General features: G+C 68.4%; 16 protein-coding genes and 1 tRNA gene. 8 read left to right on the top strand and 9 right to left on the bottom strand.

Annotated elements, in window-relative coordinates:
- The first annotated feature begins 24 nt into the window (after positions 1-24).
- A complete protein-coding gene (locus ACBJ59_RS13070) occupies positions 25-555 on the top strand; it encodes a hypothetical protein (RefSeq protein WP_375110421.1) in 531 nt (176 codons plus the stop codon).
- Positions 556-681: 126 nt separating this feature from the next.
- Here ACBJ59_RS13070 and ACBJ59_RS13075 read toward each other — a convergent pair whose 3' ends face one another.
- A complete protein-coding gene (locus ACBJ59_RS13075) occupies positions 682-1,464 on the bottom strand; it encodes an NADPH-dependent F420 reductase (RefSeq protein ID WP_375110929.1) in 783 nt (260 codons plus the stop codon).
- Positions 1,465-1,599: 135 nt separating this feature from the next.
- On the opposite strand from ACBJ59_RS13075, the gene ACBJ59_RS13080 reads away from it, so the two are divergent.
- Complete coding sequence (locus ACBJ59_RS13080; RefSeq protein WP_375110422.1) at positions 1,600-2,430, top strand: helix-turn-helix domain-containing protein; 831 nt, start codon at positions 1,600-1,602, stop codon at positions 2,428-2,430.
- 34 nt (positions 2,431-2,464) lie between these two features.
- Here the strand turns inward: ACBJ59_RS13080 and ACBJ59_RS13085 are convergent, their stop codons facing one another.
- The gene (locus tag ACBJ59_RS13085; RefSeq protein WP_375110423.1) at positions 2,465-2,851 is read right to left on the bottom strand and encodes an ester cyclase; all 387 of its coding nucleotides are present in this window, start codon (positions 2,849-2,851) and stop codon (positions 2,465-2,467) included.
- A gap of 152 nt (positions 2,852-3,003) precedes the next feature.
- On the opposite strand from ACBJ59_RS13085, the gene ACBJ59_RS13090 reads away from it, so the two are divergent.
- The 3 genes from ACBJ59_RS13090 (at position 3,004) to ACBJ59_RS13100 (ending at position 5,344) form a co-directional block, all read left to right on the top strand.
- The gene (locus ACBJ59_RS13090) at positions 3,004-3,645 is read left to right on the top strand and encodes a TetR family transcriptional regulator (protein ID WP_375110424.1); all 642 of its coding nucleotides are present in this window, start codon (positions 3,004-3,006) and stop codon (positions 3,643-3,645) included.
- Between the two features lie 85 nt (positions 3,646-3,730).
- Positions 3,731-4,294: a hypothetical protein gene (locus ACBJ59_RS13095; protein ID WP_375110425.1), complete on the top strand. Its 564-nt coding sequence runs from the start codon at positions 3,731-3,733 to the stop codon at positions 4,292-4,294.
- Between the two features lie 228 nt (positions 4,295-4,522).
- Positions 4,523-5,344: an MOSC domain-containing protein gene (locus ACBJ59_RS13100; RefSeq protein WP_375110426.1), complete on the top strand. Its 822-nt coding sequence runs from the start codon at positions 4,523-4,525 to the stop codon at positions 5,342-5,344.
- 45 nt (positions 5,345-5,389) lie between these two features.
- Here ACBJ59_RS13100 and ACBJ59_RS13105 read toward each other — a convergent pair whose 3' ends face one another.
- The 3 genes from ACBJ59_RS13105 to lepB all read right to left on the bottom strand — a co-directional run bounded on the left by ACBJ59_RS13105 (position 5,390) and on the right by lepB (position 7,165).
- A complete protein-coding gene (locus tag ACBJ59_RS13105; protein WP_375110427.1) occupies positions 5,390-5,917 on the bottom strand; it encodes a DUF1062 domain-containing protein in 528 nt (175 codons plus the stop codon).
- A 174-nt stretch (positions 5,918-6,091) separates the two neighbouring features.
- Positions 6,092-6,466, bottom strand: a complete 375-nt coding sequence (locus ACBJ59_RS13110; protein ID WP_375110930.1) for a VOC family protein — start codon at positions 6,464-6,466, stop codon at positions 6,092-6,094.
- Positions 6,467-6,622: 156 nt separating this feature from the next.
- Complete coding sequence (gene lepB / locus ACBJ59_RS13115; RefSeq protein ID WP_375110428.1) at positions 6,623-7,165, bottom strand: signal peptidase I; 543 nt, start codon at positions 7,163-7,165, stop codon at positions 6,623-6,625.
- Between the two features lie 590 nt (positions 7,166-7,755).
- Here lepB and ACBJ59_RS13120 point away from each other — a divergent pair.
- From ACBJ59_RS13120 to ACBJ59_RS13130, 3 genes are all read left to right on the top strand, one after another.
- Positions 7,756-8,712: a D-alanine--D-alanine ligase family protein gene (locus ACBJ59_RS13120; RefSeq protein WP_375110429.1), complete on the top strand. Its 957-nt coding sequence runs from the start codon at positions 7,756-7,758 to the stop codon at positions 8,710-8,712.
- A 5-nt stretch (positions 8,713-8,717) separates the two neighbouring features.
- Positions 8,718-10,088 (top strand): UDP-N-acetylmuramoyl-tripeptide--D-alanyl-D-alanine ligase, encoded by a 1,371-nt coding sequence (gene murF, locus ACBJ59_RS13125; RefSeq protein ID WP_375110931.1) that lies wholly within the window; start codon positions 8,718-8,720, stop codon positions 10,086-10,088.
- A gap of 131 nt (positions 10,089-10,219) precedes the next feature.
- Complete coding sequence (locus ACBJ59_RS13130) at positions 10,220-10,912, top strand: aspartate/glutamate racemase family protein (protein ID WP_375110430.1); 693 nt, start codon at positions 10,220-10,222, stop codon at positions 10,910-10,912.
- 592 nt (positions 10,913-11,504) lie between these two features.
- Here the strand turns inward: ACBJ59_RS13130 and ACBJ59_RS13135 are convergent.
- From ACBJ59_RS13135 to gyrB, 4 genes are all read right to left on the bottom strand, one after another.
- Positions 11,505-11,578: transfer RNA gene (locus tag ACBJ59_RS13135), tRNA-Ile, on the bottom strand.
- A gap of 125 nt (positions 11,579-11,703) precedes the next feature.
- Positions 11,704-12,480, bottom strand: a complete 777-nt coding sequence (locus ACBJ59_RS13140; protein WP_375110431.1) for a DUF3566 domain-containing protein — start codon at positions 12,478-12,480, stop codon at positions 11,704-11,706.
- Positions 12,481-12,483: 3 nt separating this feature from the next.
- Positions 12,484-14,982 carry a DNA gyrase subunit A gene (gene gyrA / locus ACBJ59_RS13145; RefSeq protein WP_375110432.1) on the bottom strand — a complete coding sequence of 833 codons (2,499 nt, stop codon included), beginning with the start codon at positions 14,980-14,982 and terminating at the stop codon, positions 12,484-12,486.
- Between the two features lie 21 nt (positions 14,983-15,003).
- Positions 15,004-16,926: a DNA topoisomerase (ATP-hydrolyzing) subunit B gene (gene gyrB, locus ACBJ59_RS13150; protein ID WP_375110932.1), complete on the bottom strand. Its 1,923-nt coding sequence runs from the start codon at positions 16,924-16,926 to the stop codon at positions 15,004-15,006.
- Positions 16,927-16,963: the final 37 nt, after the last annotated feature.

A 16,963-nucleotide genomic window follows, 5' to 3' on the forward strand; every position in this document is an offset into this window, starting at 1 on the left:
AACGAGGGTTGCGGCCGCCCGCGTATGGAGATCTATGCAGCACAGCGCGCTGTGATCACCTTCCGTGAGGAAGCCACGATCTCGGGGGGCAAGATGTGTGAATATCCACCGTCCGCGTTCGTCCGTAGTGCGCCGGCCGACCCCCGGCGAGCCCGTGGACCCATCTGTATCGCGCTCGCGTTCGCCGTCAGCATGGCATTCAGCACCGGTCTCGGCTTCTCCGTCGGCCACGCCGTGCGGCCGGGCCACGCCGTCGCCCGCCCCGCCCCGGCGAAACCGGCTCCCACCCCGGCTGCCTCGAGCCCGGTCGCTGCCCGAACACCAACGGCCACGTCGAAACCCGCCCCGGTCCGGCAGCCGAAGCGAGCCGTGGCGCACAAGAAGAAGCGCTTGAGGCACGTCGAGATTCACCGGCCCACAGTCGTCATCAAGCAGCGTCCACAGCCTCGCGGAATCGGCGACCTGGGCAAGCGCATCCGCCGGGTCATCCACGAACGAGTGCTGAGACACCTGGACGCGCGGTTGGGCGGGTACATGCGTCGTCTGGAGCCGTGATCAGGCCAGGACCTCGTCGAGGAGCCTGGCGCGCCGCTCCAGATCGGCAACCGGAAGTGGCTCGGCCAGACCAGGGGCGAGGTCGGCGACGGCTCACCCGAGCAGCGTAATCGCCCGTGCCCGGGGTCAGGCGTCGCTCGGGAGCCTGGCCTCGCCCGCCGGCCGGCGAACCGCGATCTCGACGAGCTCACGAACCTGCGCCGCGGGAACGACGACGCCGGGCGTCCGGGCGGTCCAGCGGAGGAAGTCCTCGACGTTCAGAGCGGGCACGTCACCGAGATAGGGCCGGATGTAGACCGGCGTGTCCGGTTCGCTGCGCCAGCTGCCGGCGAGCGTACCGATGTCCACCGGGTCGTAACCCAGGACGTCCAGCAGCCGGGCGGCCTCCACCTTGGCCGGCGCGTCGTCGCCGGCGATGGGCAGGGCGCTGCGGTCCGGCGCGCCCGTGGGCCGGGCGAGGGAGACCAGCTGGTGCGGGGTGATGGTGTTGAACGCCTTGACCACCCGGGAGCCCGCGAGGTGGCGCTGCAAGAGAGCGCTGGAGGTGAGCTCGCCCGCGTCCAGCTCGGCCAGGTGACCGTCCCGCTCCGGGTAGTAGTTCGCCGTGTCCAGCACCGTCTTGCCGGCCAGCGCTTCGGCGGGGAGCAGTCCGTACGCCTTCAGCGGGATGGCCGCCACCACCAGATCCGCGGCACGCGCCGTTTCGGCCGGTGTGGCCGCTCGGGCACGCCCGCCCAGGCCGGCGACCAGATCGGCAAGCGTCTCCGGGCCGCGCGAGTTGCTCAGGACAACCTCGAGGCCCGCCGCGACGGCCAGGCGGGCAACGGAAGAACCGATCATTCCGCTGCCGATGATTCCCAGTGTTCGAGGCACGGTCTCTCCGCTTCGTTCGGGTGGATGTCGGGACAGGAGCCGGCGCGCCGGTCGCGTACGGTGGCCGGCTCGCCTGACAGCGTGGCGCCGCCGCGAGTGCCCCGGCCAGGCCCGTGGTATGCGTACTCACGGCGTGATCACCCGCCGGATGCTCGGACGTAGGGTTGTCGCGTGGACGACCGGACCGAGCTGAGCGGGTTCCTCAAATCACGCCGTGCCCGTCTGCGCCCGGAGGACGTCGGGCTGCGCGACTACGGCGGGCCGCGCCGGGTCGCGGGCCTGCGGCGTGAGGAGCTGGCCCGGCTGGCGGGCGTGAGCATCGCCCACTACACGCGTCTGGAGCAGGGCAAGGGCGACAGCGTCTCGGACGAGGTTCTGAACGCCATCGGCGCGGCGCTGCGGCTGGACACCGACGAGCTGGCGTACCTGCACCGGATCGCCCGGCGCCCCCAGCCGTGCACGGCGACCGCGGGGTCACCGACGGTGCCTCCGAGCTTGCGCTACCTGCTGCGGTCGTTCGTGATGACGCCCGCGCTGGTGGTGGGCCGGCACACCCAGATCGTCGGCTGGAACCAGCTCGCCGTGGCGGTGTTCGGCGACTTCCCGGCGCTGCCGGAGAGCCGCCGCACGCTCTCGCACCTGCTGTTCACCGAGCCCCACCTGCGCGAGCTGCACCACACGGGTTGGGAACGGGCGGCGCGCGAGCACGTGGCGCATCTCCGCGTCCTGCACGGGCGCTATCGCGGCGACCCGGCACTCGCGGCGCACATCGACCACCTACAGGAGCTGAGCGCGGACTTCGCACGCATGTGGGCGGAACACCCGGTCGCACAGGCCCGGTCCCGGACGTACGCGCTGCGCCACCCGGTCGTGGGCGAACTGACCCTGCACGGCGAGCTCGTCAAGCTTCCCGACGAGCCGTCCTGCTACGGGCTCGAACTGTTCGCCGCCGAACCGGGCTCCGCCTCCGAACAGGCACTGCGGAAACTCGGCAGCCTGTAACAATCGCCGCGCGGGCGAAGGGCGACCGATCAGCTCACCCCACGGCCAAGTCCTCGGGGCTGGCTGCGGGCGGGAATCCCGTACTGGCCCCCCACATCTCCGCGAACCGGCCATCGTCGATGCGGAAGATCTCGAACAGCATCGGCTGCGCATCGCCCTCCGAGACAGCGATCCCCTCGACCGTCGAGCGGACGGCGGCCTTGTCGCCGTCGACCAGGATGTCCCGGGCGACGACGCGCATGCCGGGGAACCGCGCAACGAGCGTGTGCCAGGCGGCCTTGCCTGCCTCGAACCCTGTGGCGCCGAGCGGATGGCTGAAGAAGCCGGGGGTGTGCAGGTCGGCGGCCTGGTCGAACTGCCGGCTGTTGAAGCACTCGTGCATCCGGCGCACCAGAGCGCTCGCGTCCTCGCGTGTGGTCATCGGCCTGGTCTCCTCGTGACTGACGAATCGCGCCATGATGAGCGGCGCGAAGCCTAACCGGTGCGCCGCCCCGGTTAGTGCCACACTATACGGTGCGTCGCCCCGGTTATGCTGATACCGCCATGTCCGACCAACCGCCTGAGCCGCCCCCAGTGAACCCGACGGCAGCCCACGGGACCGACCGGGAGCTGCGAGCCGACGCGCGCCGCAATCGCGAGCGCGTCCTGCGGACCGCGCAGCAGCTGTTCGCCACGGAGGGGCTCGGCGTCTCGCTCGACGAGATCGCCCGCCGCGCAGGCGTCGGCCCCGGCACCGTCCACCGGCACTTCCCGGCCAAGGAAGCGCTGTATCTCGCCGTCGCGACCGACCAGCTCAGGCAACTGGTGGCGCAGGCGGAAGCCCTTGCCACGACCAGCGATCCGGCGGCCCTGTTCACGCTGCTGTCCGCGATGATGGCCGGCGGCGCCGAGAACGTGGCGGTGAAGAGCGCGCTGGTGGCCGCCGAGTTCGACCTCCGCACCGCCGCACCGGACGTCGCGGCGGACCTCACGCGCCACGTCGCAGACCTGCTGGATCGCGCGCACGCGGCCGGCACGGTACGCCCCGACCTCACCGTCGAGGAGGTGATGGCACTGGTCGCCGGCGCCTTCGCCGCGATCCGCCACGCCGGCGCCGAAACCAGCCGCACGCGCTCAGCGCACATCGCCCAGCTCATCCTCGACGGGCTGCGCCCCCAGTCCCGCCAGGCACCGCATCTGGGTATCCACAACCCTGTGGACGACAACCGCGGGTAAGGCCGCTCCCCGAATCGCGGACAGCGGCCTTGCCCTCAGAAAACCGGATGAGCATCAGGCACCCAGACTGGGATGATCCGGGATCATGGCCAAGGGAACGGCGCTCAAGGACCTGAAGGGGGCAAGAAGTTCCGGTGAGCCCGTGAGAGTCCGCCGTGAGATCGACGGTGCGGATCGACTCGATGCTTACGTGGCGGGCATCGGCCGCAAGTGGGTGCTGCTGCACACCGTCACCGACGAACTCCGTCTCGACGGCCACGCGGCCATCCGCCTCCGCGACATCGAGCGCGCATCGCGCTCGGGCTGGAAGGGCGCGATGACGGCCCACCTTGCCATCGCCCTTCGCGGGGAGCAGTGCCGGCCTCTGCCAGACATCGATCTCGACTCCACCAAGGGCCTGATCGAAACCCTGACCACAGCGTTTCCTCTTCTAGGGGTCTACATCGAGAAGATCGACCCCCATGTCTGCTACATCGGTCGTGCCCGCGGGATTTCCCGGAAGAAGCGACTGCGTCTCCAGGAGATCGGCCCAGCGGCGGACTGGGCGCTCACGTGCCGCACGAACAAGACGAAGGACATCACCCGGTTCGACGTCGGCGGCGGGTACATCGATGCGCTCCATGCGGTCGGCGGAGATCCACCGGAATAGAACGGCGGGGCCGAACACCGGAAGGACACGCAGCGGCTCCATGAACCTTTCAGGCCACGACTCGGACGGCGCCCGCGCGGAACCCGCTCCGGCAGCAACGTCGCCGCGAGAAGACCGGAGCTCATCCGTTCGAGACGGTCGACATATGCACAGGCGGCCTCCGGACGGTGCGCCCGGGCAGCTGCCAACCCACTCGTGAAAGGGCTCTCTCGGACGTACGGTGTCGGGATGGAGCTAGCTGAGATCCGGAAATATCCGGTGAAGTCGGTTTCGGGGTGGGTGGTGGATTCGGCGGTCGTGGAGCCTTGGGGGCTGGCGGAGGACCGCCGCTGGGCCGTCGTGGACGAGCAGGGCGATATTCACTGGCTCGGGGAGAACCCCCGGCTGCTGTCCGTCGTCGCCAGTGTCACGGACGAGGACGGGCTGCTGCTCGACGCGCCGGGGCTGCCCCAGCTGAAGGTCCCCCCGGCCACCGGGGAAAGCGTTCCCGTGGGGTTCGCCGAAGTGGACAGCGTTGTGCTCGCGGACCCCGACGCGCACGCCTGGTTCACCCGGCTGCTCGGCAAACCGGCGCGCCTGGTCTGGCTCGACGACCCCAACCGCTGCGCCGTCCCGGCGTCCCACGGCGGCCTGCCCGGCGAAGTCGTCAGCCTCGCCGGGGACGCCCCCATCCTGCTCACCTCCCGCTCCTCACTGCGCCACCTGGACGACTGGATCCTCGAAGGCGCCATGGAACGCCAGGACGACCCGCCCGCCCCCCTGGACATGGCCAGATTCCGCCCCAACCTCGTGATCGACGGCGCACCCCCGTACGCCGAGGACAGCTGGCGCGAGATCCGCATCGGCCCGGTCGCCTTCCGCGTCTCGGAACACTGCGACCGCTGCGCCGCCACCACCTACGACCCGGTCACCTTCCAGAAGGGCAAGGAACCCCTGCGCACCCTCGCCCGCCACCGCCGCTGGGACGGCAAGACCTGGTTCGGCATCCGCCTGGTCCCCCGAGGCCGAGGCGAACTACGACTCGGCGACCCGGTCACCGTCCTGGCCTGAAACGGATAGACGTCGCAGGGCTTGCCGTACCTTCTGGCGGACCGACTACACCAGGACGAAGGAGAAGCCCAGTTTCGTCCTGCGGTTCAGCGGGATATCGATCTTGACCCTGCGAGTGATCTCATGACGGCTGATGCCCAGCCCATGAGCGATGAGCCGTTCCGGACGGACCGGCACGGGATCGTGGAAGGTGACCGTGATCCGAAGGGGCCACGGACCCTCGGGAACGGGAGGTGCGTCGAGTTCCCAGCACCCGTCCCAATCGAGCGCGAACCGGTTGCGCCGGGCGATCAACGGGTCGAGGAGGGTGTCCACGACGAGGGAAGGCGAGTTGGCCGAGTAACCGGCCAGCAGGTCAGCGGGCAGTGAGCGGACGGGGACGCGATCGTGGACGGTGAGCTTGCTGGTCCGGCCACAGGAAACGCAGTTGACCAGGAGCCAGACGTCGAGCAGTTTGCCGTTGGCGTTGACGCGGAACCTGCCGTTGCCGATGGTGGCGCGGCCGGAAGGGCAGGCCACGCACCGGAGGGCGATCAGAGGCAGGCGGGTGCGCCGCACCGCCCAGGGCAGCACGATATGAGGATGTGAAGACATGATCTCTCTGAAGACCTGACGAAGAGCACGGAAAACAGAGCCGACGGCGTCGTCGGCGACCGATGCGCAGGGAAGGTGTCAGGTCTAAAGAGCAGGCGGCGTCATGCGCGCGAAGTCCTCACATAGGGGTCGTTTGCCGGTGCGAGCCGATGCTCAGCTCAGGCGGGCTCGCAGAAGGCAGAATTCGTTGCCCTCGGGGTCGGCCAGGACGTGCCAGGACTCCTCGCCGGTCTGGCCGACGTCGGCCGGGCGCGCCCCGAGCTTGAGGAGGCGTTCGAGTTCGGCGTCCTGATCGCGATCGGTGGCATTGACGTCGAAGTGCAGCCGCAGACTGCCCGCCCTGGGCTCGGCAGTGGGACTGAAGACCAGAGTCGGCTGCAGTCCGCCGAACCCTTCCCGTGGCCCGATCTCCACCGCGCCGTCGTCCTCGGTGTCGAGCACGACGAAGCCCAGCACCTCGCACCAGAACGCCGCCAGCCGTTGCGGATCCCGGCAAGGGATTATCAGTTCAGAAATACGACAAGCCACGATCGGCACAGTACCGGGCATCAACCGCACGCAGCCAACCCTTAATCGGCCCAGGACCGCCACGCACCGGCACTCGGGAGCAGCGGGCCGCCCGGACGCGGGATGGACCGCAACCTGACGAAGGTAGCCGAACGATGATCTACCGGGGTGCGCGATTTACGGGACGTGGTGTGTGTCCTCGTCTTCCACCACGGCGAGAACGGCCGAACGCTCGATGGTGCCGCCGCCGGCCTTGTCCATCTCGGCACGAGAATCGAGGGCGATATCGCGGTTGTCACTCATGACCCAGATGCGATCTGGTGGCACCGTGATGTCGAACCACCTCGCCGATGCTGCCCCACGCGTAATGAACGGCTCCTTCACGAGTACGCCGTTCACCTGAAGCGCCGCTGAGGGGTTATCGCAACATGCCGCTCTGTCACCTGGCACGCCGATGACCCGGGAGAGGTAAGTGCCGCCGGCGCGGTGGGCGGTCCAGTCCTCGGGGGCTCGATAGACGATGATGTCCCCGCGGCGCGGTGTGTAGCCGCCCTCGGTGCGCCGCGCCGACACCTTCGTGCCTTGTTTGATCGTCGGCTCCATGGACTGGCTGGACCAGGTGATGGTGAGGGTGCCGAAAGCGCTGTCGACGACAGTGCAGTTGGCGGTCAGCAGCATCAGCAGAACGAGGATCAGGACTGCCGGAAGTCGACGAATCACCCGAACAGTGTCCCGTACGAGATGTGCCACGACATCCCTCGTCGGCACGTGATCGCCTGGTCTGCGCCACAGGCCTACAGGGGCGGCTCTCCTCCTCCTCAATCGAACACACACCAGAGGAAAACAGCTGCACCCCCTGGCCTGGCCGCTGCCCTCGGGAGCCAACGAGGCCCCTGGGCCGACAGCGCCAGGGCAGCCCCGGAGACCACGCAGTCCGCCGGCCAGATCGGCAACCTGCCCACGAGCGATCCGTCCCGTTCGACACCTGACCGCGCCGCCGCAGAACGGCCCAAGCCGCCCGGCGCCAGCGCCACGACAGCTCCTCGACAAACACGGACGACATCAAACGCTCACCGCGGCAAGCCGGTGCATCCACCGTGCGATCCTGCGCTACCGGCTGCGCGGGACCGAGGAGATCGCTGTCGAGCCGTCCAGCGGGGATGACGGCGGTCGGCGCGACCGTGACACAACCATGACACGGCGCGGACGAGGCGGGGACACGGTCGGCCGACAGTGAATGGGCTGACCGGCGCCTGTTCGCAAGCGCCGGGTCCGGCCGTCTCCGTCCCGCTGAGGAAGGCTGATTGATCGTGACCGAACGCGTGCGCGTGGCTGTGCTGGCGGGTGGGCCGTCCGCCGAGCATGAGGTGTCGCTGCAGTCGGCGCAGGCTGTGCTCGACGCTCTGCCGAGGGAGCTGTACGAGCCCGTCCCCGTCATCATCGACCGGCAGGGCAGGTGGCCGGTGGAGCTGCGACGCGATCTGGCGGACGTGGTCTTCCCCGTGCTGCACGGACCGTTCGGCGAGGACGGCGTCGTCCAGGGTCACCTGGAGACGCTGGGCATCCCGTACGTGGGCTGCGGCGTCATGGCCTCCGCCGTGGCCATGAACAAGGTCGCGATGCGGCGCACGTTCCTGGCGGAGGACATTCCCGTCACCCCGCACGTGTGGTTCACCGAGCACCAATGGCGCACCACCACCGACCACTGGGGTCTGGTGAAGTCGCTCGACTGGCCGATGTACGTCAAACCGGCCAACATGGGCTCCTCCATCGGCATCTCACGCGTCACCTCCATGGAGGAACTGCGCGTGGGTGTGGATCTGGCGCTCACCTACGACCGGGTGGTCGTCGTCGAGCAGGGCGTGACCGCGCGCGAGGTCATCTGCGGCGTGCTCGGCGACTACGACACGCCCGATGCTTCGGTGCCCGGCGAGCTCCTCGTGCCCGGCGACTGGCTCGACTACGAGGCCAAGTACCTCAGCCAGGCCGAGATCGCCACCATCCCCGCCGTGCTGCCGGAACGGGTGGCCGAGGACGTGCGTGAGCTGGCCCTGCGTGCCTTCCGGGCGATCGATGGCTACGGCCTGGCCCGCGTCGACTTCCTCTACGAGGAGGACACGGGCCGCCTGTACGTGCTGGAGATCAACACCATGCCCGGTTTCACCTCCCGGTCCGTCTACGCCAGGGCCTGGGCCGAAAGCGGCGTCCCGTACCCGGACCTGCTGCGCCGCCTCATCGACCTCGCGTTCGCCAGGAGCGGCTCGTGATCCCCATGACGCTGAACACGATCGCGCAGGTTGTCGGCGCGAGCCTGCACGACGTACGCGAACCGCAGGCGCTGGTGACGGCGCCCTCGGCGGTCGACTCCCGCGAGGTGGTGCCTGGCGGGCTGTTCGTCGCGACGGTCGGCGCCCGCGTTGACGGCCACGACTACGCGGCCGGTGCCGTCGCGAGCGGCGCCGTCGCCGTGCTGGCATCGAGGCCCGTCGGCGTGCCCGCACTCGTGGTCGAGGACGTCGAGCTCGCGATCGGTCTGCTGGCCAGGCACCTGCTCGAACACATCAACCCGACCGTGATCGGCCTGACCGGCTCCGTGGGCAAGACCACGACCAAGGACCTGCTGGCCCAGGTGCTCGAACGGCACGCCGCGACGGTCGCCACCGACAAGTCGTTCAACAACGAGCTCGGGCTGCCGCTCACCGTGCTACGTGCCGATGCCACCACCCGATACCTGGTGCTGGAGATGGGCGCGGGCCGGAAGGGCGATCTGACGTATCTGACCGGGCTCGCACCGCCCCAGATCGGGCTGGTGCTCAATGTCGGCACCGCGCACGTGGAGCGTATGGGTGCCGGGCTGGCCGACGTGGCCGAGGCCAAAGGCGAGCTGGTCGAGGCGCTTCCGGCCGACGGGTTCGCACTGCTCAACGCCGACGACCCGTACGTCATGGGCATGGCCGGCCGCACCAAGGCCCCGATCCTGTTGTACGGCAGGTCGTCGGAGGCACAGGTGCGGGCCGAAGCCGTGCGGATGGACGATCGGGCGCGAACCGCGTTCGAGCTGGTGACGCCGTCCGGCCGCGCCCCGGTCGAGCTCGACCTCATAGGCGAGCACCAGGTGAGCAACGCCCTGGCCGCCGCCGCCGTCGCCACCGCGCTCGGTCTGGGCGCCGCCGACATCGCCGATGGGCTGAACGCCGCACAGCGGCGCTCCGCCGGCCGGCTGGAGATCGTCGAACGACCCGACGGCATCACCATCGTCAACGACGCCTACAACGCCAACCCCGAGTCCATGCGGGCCGGCCTGCGGGCGGCCAAGGCCCTGGCCGGCACCCGTCGTACCGTCGCCGTGCTCGGCGCGATGGGGCAGCAGGCGGACGCCTCCCGCGCCCGGCACGCGGAGATCGGCCGGCTCGTCGCCGACCTCCGCTTCGACGTGCTGATCGCGGTCGGAGCAGGGGATCCGCTCGCGATGGCGGAGGCGGCGAAGTCGTCGGACCAGGGCGTGACCGTCCACACCGTCGAGGACGTACCCGAAGCCATCAGGCTGGCCACCGCGCTTCTCGAACTGGGAGACGTGGTGCTCGTCAAGGCCTCCAGCGAGATCGGACTCAGTGCCTGCGCCCGTGCGCTGGCCGTCGCCTGACCGTTGGGGCATCGCCGAGGTGCCCGCCCTGCGCGGCCTCGACCTCGACCTCGACCTCGACCGGACCAGTGGCGGCACCCTCACCGCGGCCGGCACCGGCCGGCCGGCACAAGCTAGCGAAACGGAGTTCCATGCGCACGATCGGTCTCATCGGCGGGTTGAGCTGGGAATCGACGGTGATCTACTACCAGATCATCAACCAGCGGGTACGCGAGCGACTCGGCTGCAGCCATTCCGCCAACAGCCTCATCTGGTCGGTCGACTACACGACCGTCGAGGACCTCATCTTCGCCGACCGCTGGGACGAGGTGAGCACGTTGCTGACCGGTGCGGGCCGGAAACTGGAGGATCTCGGCGCCGAGGTCCTGCTCGTCTGCAGCAACACCTTCAGCCGGGTGAGCGACGACGTGGCGCGGGCGGCGACCGTACCCGTGCTGCACATCGCCGACGCCGTGGGCGCCGAGGTACGCGCCAGGGGCATGCGCAAGGTCGGCCTGCTGGGCACGACCTTCACCATGGAGCAGCCCTTCTACCGGGACCGGCTGGCCGCCCACGGCTTCGACGTGGTCGTCCCGCGGCGTGAGCAGCGCGATCTCGTCCATCGCGTGATCTTCGACGAGCTGGTACGTGGGGTGATCCGGGAATCGTCCAGGGACACGTACGCCCGGATAGTCGCCGATCTGGCAGCCGACGGCGCCGAAGGCGTCATCCTCGGCTGCACGGAGATCGAGCTCCTGATCAGCGAGAAGGACACCGCCATCCCGCTGCTGCCGAGCGCCCGGCTGCACGCGGAGGCAGCGGCGGGCTTCGCGCTGGCCGACTGACACACCCTCGGCCGCGACGCGATGTGGCGGCCGAGGTGGATCACCACTGTGATGGATCCGAAGATCAAGCGATGGCCGCGTTGGCCAGGTAGAACATCTCAGCGCCGCTCGTCTGCAGGCCGGGCCTGGATGCCGCGTTCGCGTGGGTGACCGGACGATTCAACCGCCCTGAAGTCCAGCAGCGGGCCCGCGCGCGCATCCAGGGGACCACTGAAACGTCAACCCCACCGCCACCAACCGGTCCTACGAGCTCGTCGCCCAGAAACGTGACGCCCGAGTTCCACGGCCAGGGCCCGCCCACGTAGACCGGACAGGTACCGATCGAAGGCGAACATCAAAGAGTGACGCGGCCCGAATGGCGGCTCTCAGACGCGGTGGGTGACGCAAACGGAGACGCTGAAGGTCGTCTTCTTGCCGTTGATCGACGGGAGGTAGGGCGCGTTGCTTCGACCGAACGCGCCACCGGTCGAGGACCCTGTCGACTGATCCAAGCCCCGGCAATGCCAAACGATCTTGGCGGCAAATTGGTGGCAAACAAGCAAAAGGCCATCTCCCGATCTCCGGGAAACGGCCTCTGAACTGGAAAACTCTGTGGGGCTACCAGGACTTGAACCTGGGACCTCTTCCTTATCAGGGAAGCGCTCTAACCGTCTGAGCTATAGCCCCGCGCACCGAACGTTATCGCATCCGTCGGACGGAGGCGAACCAGTTGTTCGGACGAGGAAAAGCTTACCGCGTCCGGCAGGCTGCTCGCGCCGTGCCAACCGAAGGCACGGCGCGAGCATCCGGGCCTACTCGGCCTCGCTGAAGGTCACCTCAACGCCGCCCACCAGGTCAGAGGCGATGTTGTAGATGACCGCCCCCAACGTGGAAAGCGCAGTGATCAGTACGACATTCACGGCCCCGATCAGCGCCGTGTAGCCGAGGATGCGTACCGGCTCGAACCAGGAGGCGATGTCGATCGGGATCGAGCTCTGCCCCTGCTCGCCCTGGCCGAGCTGGTTGACCAGGTCGACGACCGAGTCGAACACGCCCAGGGCCGACAGCACGCCGTACAGCACGGCGACCGCCACGAACAGCACCACGAAACAGACCAGGGAGACCACGAAGCTGAACTTCATGGCCGACCACGGCTCGACGCGGCGCAGGACCAGGTGGGCCTTGCGGGGGAGCCTGCCCCCGCCGGAGTTCGAGGACTTCTTCTTGGAGGACAGCTCGAGGGCCGGCGGGGCCTCGGTGGCCAGCGACGGACGGATGCGTACCGTGTCGTTGCCCTCCGGCTGCTGCCCGCCCTGCGGCGGGGCAGGCGGCGCGCCCGGCCCGGACGGGCCGGGGCCGGAAACAGGACCGGAGACAGGGCCGGGACCCGGGCCCGCACCGGGCGGGCCCGCCTGCTGCGGCGGCGAAGGCTTGTGGTCCTCCTTGCCGGGCCTGGGCCTGCCCTGTGCGGGCGAGGTGTCCTTACCTTCGTCGACCGCGTCGAAGATCTCGGGTTCTGTGGGCTTCTTCGGCTGCTGTCCGTTACCCGAAGCCGCCTTTGTCCTGGCGGTGCCACCCTGGGCGCTCATGAACTACTCTCCTCCCCCGTCTTCCTCACTCTCCACCGAAGTCTCCATCGACTCCGCATTCCGGGCGAGGGCCACCACGCTGTCGCCTTCAGCGAGATTCATCAATCGCACTCCCATGGTCTGGCGGCCGGACTGCTTGATCTCGCCGGCACTCGTCCGGATCACCCCGCCGGCAGACGTGATCGCGAAGACCTCGTCCTCTGGGTTGACCATGACGGCTCCGACCAGCTTGCCACGGGAAGATACGATTTTCGCAGTAAGCACGCCTCTACCGCCACGTCCTTGAACTGGATACTGCTCCACTGGCGTCCGTTTTGCGTACCCAGCCTTAGTGGCGATAAGCACATCTTGACCGTCGGCGATCCGATTCATGGCGAGAAGTTCGTCACCTTCGAGGAACCTCATGCCGATAACACCGCTGGTCGCCCGTCCCATGGGACGAAGTGCCTCGTCGGAGGCGGTGAACCTGATCGACTGCGCTCCTCTGGAGACGAGCAGCAGATCGTCGGATTCGGAGACCAGGCGGGCTCCGATGACCTCGTCGTCATCCCGCAGGTTGATCGCGATCAGACCGCCGGACCTGGGGGAGTCGTACTCGGCCAGGCGCGTCTTCTTCACCAGCCCGCTGCGGGTGGCGAGGACGAGGTAGGGGGCGACGTTGTAGTCGCGTAGGTCGAGAACCTCCATGACTGTTTCGTCGGGCTGCATGGCGAGAAGGTTCGCCAGATGCATGCCGCGGGCGTCGCGACCGGCGTCGGGCAGCTCATATGCCTTGACCCGGTAGACGCGGCCCTTGTTCGTGAAGAACAGCAGCCAGTGGTGCGTCGTGGTGACGAAGAAGTGGTCGACGATGTCGTCCTGGCGCAGCTGCGCACCGCGTACGCCCTTGCCACCGCGCTTCTGCGCCCGGTAGAGGTCGGTCCTGGTGCGCTTGGCGTAGCCGCCCCGGGTGATCGTGACGACGATCTCTTCCTCGGCGATGAGGTCTTCGATCGACATGTCGCCGTCGTAGGCGATGATCTCGGTCTTGCGCTCGTCGCCGTAGCGGCCGACGACCTCGGCGAGCTCGTCGTTGATGATCTCCCGCTGGCGGGACTCGCTGGCCAGGATCGAGTTGTACTCGGCGATCTGCGTCATCAGCGAGTCGTACTCGTCCTGGATGGACTGCCGCTCCAGGGCGGCCAGCTTGCGCAGCTGCATGTCGAGGATGGCCTGCGCCTGCACCTCGTCGATCTCCAGCAGCGCCATGAGGCCCTGCTGGGCGTGCGAGGCGGACTCCGAGGCCCGGATGAGGGCGATGACCTCGTCGAGCCGCTCCAGGGCCTTCAGCAGGCCGCGCAGGATGTGCGCCCGCTCCTCGGCCTTGCGCAGCAGGTAGCGCGTCCGGCGGACGATGACCTCGATCTGGTGCGCCACGTAGTGCCGGATGAACTGGTCGAGCCGCAGCGTCCGCGGCACGCCGTCCACCAGCGCCAGCATGTTGGCGCCGAAGGTGTCCTGGAGCTGGGTGTGCTTGTACAGGTTGTTGAGCACGACCTTGGCGACGGCGTCGCGCTTGAGCACGATGACCAGGCGCTGCCCCACCCGCGAGGAGCTCTCGTCACGTACGTCCGCGATGCCGGTGAGCTTGCCCTCGCGGACCAGCTCGGCGATCTTCAGGGCGAGGTTGTCGGGGTTGACCTGGTACGGCAGCTCGGTGACGACCAGGGCCTGCCGCCCCTTCTCCTCCTCGACCTCGACCACGGCCCGCATGGTGATCGAGCCGCGCCCGGTGCGGTAGGCGTCCTCGATCCCGCGCCGGCCCACGATCAGCGCCTTGGTCGGGAAGTCGGGCCCCTTGACCAGCCTGATGGAGGCTTCGAGCAGGTCCTCGTCGCCGGCCTCGGGGTTTTCCAGCGCCCACTTGACCGCGGCCGCGACCTCGCGCAGGTTGTGCGGCGGGATGTTGGTGGCCATGCCGACGGCGATGCCGCCGGAGCCGTTGACCAGCAGTTGCGGGAAACGGGACGGCAGGACGTCGGGCTCCTGCGACTTGCCGTCGTAGTTGGGGCGGAAGTCGACGGTGTCCTTGTCGATGTCCCGCAGCATCTCCATGGCGATGGGCGCGAGCTTGCACTCGGTGTAGCGCATCGCCGCCGCCGGGTCGTTGCCTGGCGAGCCGAAGTTGCCCTGCCCGTCGACCAGCGGGTATCGCAGCGACCACGACTGCGCCAGGCGGACCAGCGCGTCGTAGATCGAGGTGTCGCCGTGTGGGTGGTAGGTGCCCATCACGTCGCCGACCACGCGGGCGCACTTGAAGTAGCCGCGGTCGGGACGGTAGCCACCGTCGTACATCGCGTAGAGCACCCGGCGGTGCACCGGCTTGAGGCCGTCGCGCACGTCCGGCAGCGCCCTGGACACGATGACGGACATCGCGTAGTCCATGTAACTGCGCTGCATCTCGGACTGGATGTCCACAGGCTCGATGCGGTCAGCCGGGGGAGTGGTGTTCACGTCCGTCACAGGTAAAGGTCCTTCTAGTGGCTAAACATCGAGGAAGCGCACGTCGCGGGCATTACGGATGATGAAGTCTCGCCGCGCCTCGACGTCCTCTCCCATCAGCACGCTGAACAGGTCGTCGGCCTGCGCCGCGTCGTCGAGCGTGACGAGGCGCAGCAGCCGGGTCGCCGGGTTCATCGTGGTCTCCCAGAGCTGGCCCGCGTTCATCTCGCCCAGACCCTTGAAGCGTTGTACGTTGTCCCGCGGCCGCGGGTCCTGCTTGCCGTTGGCCATGCCCTCCGCGATGACCGCGTCGCGCTCGCTGTCGGAGTAGGCGTAGGAGGCGTCCTCGCCCTTGCGGTCCCACTTGATCTTGTACAGCGGCGGGCACGACAGGTAGACGTGACCGGCCTCGATCAGCGGCCTCATGAACCTGAACAGCAGCGTCAGCAGCAGCGTGTTGATGTGCTGCCCGTCGACGTCGGCGTCGGCCATGAGGATGACCTTGTGGTAGCGCAGCTTGGCGATGTCGAACTCGTCGTGCACGCCGGTGCCCAGAGCCGTGATCAGCGCCTGGACCTCGTTGTTCTTGAGGACCTTGTCGATCCGCGCCTTCTCGACGTTGAGGATCTTGCCGCGGATGGGCAGGATCGCCTGGAAGCGCGAGTCGCGGCCGCCCTTGGCCGAGCCGCCGGCCGAGTCGCCCTCGACGATGAACAGCTCGCACTTCTCGGGGTCGTTCCACTGGCAGTCGGCCAGCTTGCCCGGCAACCCGCTGCCCGACTCCAGCAGCGACTTGCGCCTGGTCAGGTCGCGGGCCTGGCGGGCCGCGATGCGGGCGCGGGAGGCCTGGAGGGACTTGTAGATGATGTCCTTGGCCTCGCCGGGGTTTCGCTCGAACCAGTCGCGCAGGTGGTCGTTGCAGGCCTTCTGCACGAACGACTTGGCCTCGGTGTTGCCGAGCTTGGTCTTGGTCTGGCCCTCGAACTGCGGGTCGGAGAGCTTGACCGAGATGATCGCGGTCAGCCCCTCGCGGACGTCCTCACCGGAGAGGTTGTCGTCCTTGCCCTCCTTGAGGAACTTCTGCTCGCGCGCGTAGCGATTGACGATCGACGTCAGCGCCGCGCGGAAGCCCTCCTCGTGGGTGCCGCCCTCCGCGGTGTTGATAACGTTGGCGAAGCTGTAGACCGACTCCGAGTAGGAGTTGTTCCACTGCATCGCGATGTCGACCGCGAGCCCGTCGCCCTCCTCCTCGAAGGAGATGATCGACGCGTGCGCCGGCTCCTTCTTGGCGTTGAGGTGCTGCACGAAGTCGGCCAGGCCGCCCTCGTAGTGGTAGGTGACGGTGTGCGACTCACCGTTGATGTGGTCGGGACGCTCGTCGGTGAGCGTGATCGTCAGGCCCTTGTTGAGGAAGGCCATCTCCTGGAAGCGGCGCGAGAGCGTCTCGTAGTTCCACGTCGTGGTCTCGAAGACGTCGGGGTCGGGCCAGAACGTGATCGTGGTGCCGGTCTCGTCGGTCTCCTCGCCCTTGGCCAGGGGGGCCGTGGGCTTGGACATCTCATAGCGCTGGCGCCAGTAGTGGCCGTTCTGCTTGACCTCCACCTCCATGGCGGTGGACAGCGCGTTGACGACGGCCGAGCCGACGCCGTGCAGACCGCCGGAGACCGCGTAGGACTGGCTGTCGAACTTGCCACCCGCGTGCAGCGTGGTCAGCACGACCTCGACGGCGGAGCGCTTCTCCACCGGGTGGATGCCGGTGGGGATGCCGCGCCCGTCGTCGATCACGCGAACGCCGTTGTCGGCGAGCAACGTGATGTCGATCCTGCTGGCATAACCGGCCAGGGCCTCGTCCACCGCGTTGTCCACGATCTCCTGGACGAGGTGGTGCAGGCCGCGCTCACCAGTGGAGCCGATATACATACCCGGGCGCTTGCGAACCGCCTCAAGCCCCTCGAGTACGGTGATTGAGCTAGCGTCGTAGGACAACTGCGAAATCCTCCTG

It is taken from the genome of Nonomuraea sp. MTCD27 (genome assembly GCF_041950495.1).
Taxonomy (GTDB): domain Bacteria; phylum Actinomycetota; class Actinomycetes; order Streptosporangiales; family Streptosporangiaceae; genus Nonomuraea.

Excerpts from the sequence above, each read along its gene's own strand:
- ACBJ59_RS13070 (WP_375110421.1), top strand. The coding sequence starts at position 25 with ATGGAGATCTATGCAGCACAGCGCGCTGTGATCACCTTCCGTGAGGAA.
- ACBJ59_RS13095 (WP_375110425.1), top strand. The coding sequence starts at position 3,731 with ATGGCCAAGGGAACGGCGCTCAAGGACCTGAAGGGGGCAAGAAGTTCC.
- murF (WP_375110931.1), top strand. The coding sequence starts at position 8,718 with ATGACGCTGAACACGATCGCGCAGGTTGTCGGCGCGAGCCTGCACGAC.
- ACBJ59_RS13085 (WP_375110423.1), bottom strand. The coding sequence starts at position 2,851 with ATGACCACACGCGAGGACGCGAGCGCTCTGGTGCGCCGGATGCACGAG.
- ACBJ59_RS13100 (WP_375110426.1), top strand. The coding sequence starts at position 4,523 with ATGGAGCTAGCTGAGATCCGGAAATATCCGGTGAAGTCGGTTTCGGGG.
- ACBJ59_RS13140 (WP_375110431.1), bottom strand. The coding sequence starts at position 12,480 with ATGAGCGCCCAGGGTGGCACCGCCAGGACAAAGGCGGCTTCGGGTAAC.
- ACBJ59_RS13130 (WP_375110430.1), top strand. The coding sequence starts at position 10,220 with ATGCGCACGATCGGTCTCATCGGCGGGTTGAGCTGGGAATCGACGGTG.